We start from the raw sequence: 1,711 nt of genomic DNA on the forward strand, positions 1-1,711 counted from the left end.
CAATGATGTAGGTATCAAAATGGAAAAAAGTGAAAAAAATAAAAAATACGTATTGACATTAAAGAAAGGTTCGTTTAGAAAGGTCGACAAGTGCTCAAAACACTAAACAAACAGCGGATAGACCACGAAAAGGTTTCTCCCATTTCTTTAAAAACTGACTGTCTTTTATGCTTTAAATAGCGTATAGCGATTTATGTCGGGTGTAGTTACACCATACAATACTCTTATGAGAAAAGTGTAACGACGGACTGTTTGCCGTGTTTTGAGCGCCCGGCGCCCTTATGGGTTGTCAATTTCAAAACTACAAACAGGAATATTAATATGACATATATGAATGCTTTTCGTCACGCTCTTATTAAAGCTATTTCAGATAACATGGGAGCAGATGATACTGGTCCCGTTCCTCCTAAAAAGCAAGGCGTTCCAAAAAAATATGAATTTACGGGTGAGACGTTTGTAGCAGGTATTCGCACATTAAGACGCATTAGAGCTATTAGAGACTTTGCAGATGTTAAAGCAGGCGATTTAGGTGGTTTTATAGAAAGCAGCGAACATCTTTCACATGATGGCGACTGTTGGGTTAGAGATAATGCTCGTGTCTGTCAACGGGCTCGTGTTTACGGTAATGCACAAATCGCTGGCGACGCTTGGATTTATGGGGACGCCCGTGTTTACGATAATGCAAAAATACATGGTAAAGCGTGGATTGACGGTTGTGTTTACGGTAATGCTGAGGTTTTTGGAGAGGTACAAACTTTAGATAGCGCTCGTATTTATGACAATGCTAAGGTTTATGGGAAAGCAGAGGTAAATGGCAAGGTTTATGAGAATGCGCATGTATTTGGCAATGCAAGTGTCTATAGAAATGCTTGTGTTTATGGCAATGCAAGGATATTTGGCAATGCTAGCGTTTGTGACAATGTTAGTGACGATGTTGTCATCACTGGTCGTGAAAAGACTTTAGAGCAAGTTGCGTAAAACAGCAGCGGCGGTGCGGGGGCGCCTCCTTATAACCATTTCATTTAAAAATTTGTTTAAATATTAGATTAGGGAGCTACCTATGACCACTAAAAATGTATCCAAAAAATATGAACTTACTAATGAAACTACAGAAGTTAAAGACCATCTCTATGGTAGAGTTAGAACACTTTATCGCATTAGAGCTTTAAGAAGTTTTGGAGGTGTTAAAAAAGGAGATTTAGGGGGCTTTATTGAAAGTGAATACAACTTATCACATGATGGCAGTTGCTGGGTTGGTGATGATGCCAAGGTTTATAATGCTGCTATGGTTTGGGGGCATGCGAAGGTTTTTGAAAATGCAATAATTTGTGATGAGGCGTGTGTTAATGGGTTTGCAAAGGTTTATGGCAATGTACGTGCTTATGGAAAGGCAATTATTGGTGGCAGGGCGCGTGTTTTGGGAGATACGCAACTTATTTTGGGGGCATGGGTTACAGGAAGAAAAGAGATTTCTACAGGTTTAATATCCTTTTGTAGATAGATAAAGACTGTAGATGAATTGATTAAAGCGGCTGCGGCGTATTCTAAAAGATAGAATTAAAAGAAAGCCGTGTCCTTATGAACGCGGCTTTTATTATCAAAACAGCTAGCGATCCAAATAAACGATTAAAATAACCAATCGAAATATAAGAGAACATCTCTTTATTGCACAAAACGTATCAAAATGCAAGCTGTTAAGTAAAATAAAAAT

General features: G+C 38.6%; 2 protein-coding genes. Both read left to right on the plus strand.

Annotation, left to right across the window (positions count from 1 at the left end):
• The first annotated feature begins 321 nt into the window (after window positions 1–321).
• A complete protein-coding gene (locus U736_RS0108560; RefSeq protein ID WP_174888841.1) occupies window positions 322–978 on the plus strand; it encodes a hypothetical protein in 657 nt (218 codons plus the stop codon).
• 82 nt (window positions 979–1,060) lie between these two features.
• On the plus strand, window positions 1,061–1,501 hold the full coding sequence (locus U736_RS0108565; RefSeq protein ID WP_017196517.1) for a hypothetical protein: 441 nt from the start codon (window positions 1,061–1,063) through the stop codon (window positions 1,499–1,501).
• Window positions 1,502–1,711 lie beyond the last annotated feature (210 nt).

Origin of the sequence: Bartonella grahamii ATCC 700132 (assembly GCF_000518085.1) — a bacterium.
Taxonomy (GTDB): Bacteria; Pseudomonadota; Alphaproteobacteria; order Rhizobiales; family Rhizobiaceae; genus Bartonella; species Bartonella grahamii.

What these genes read in the sequence shown, in the direction of transcription:
- U736_RS0108565 (WP_017196517.1), top strand. Translation starts at nt 1,061, where the DNA reads ATGACCACTAAAAATGTATCCAAAAAATATGAACTTACTAATGAAACT.
- U736_RS0108560 (WP_174888841.1), top strand. Translation starts at nt 322, where the DNA reads ATGACATATATGAATGCTTTTCGTCACGCTCTTATTAAAGCTATTTCA.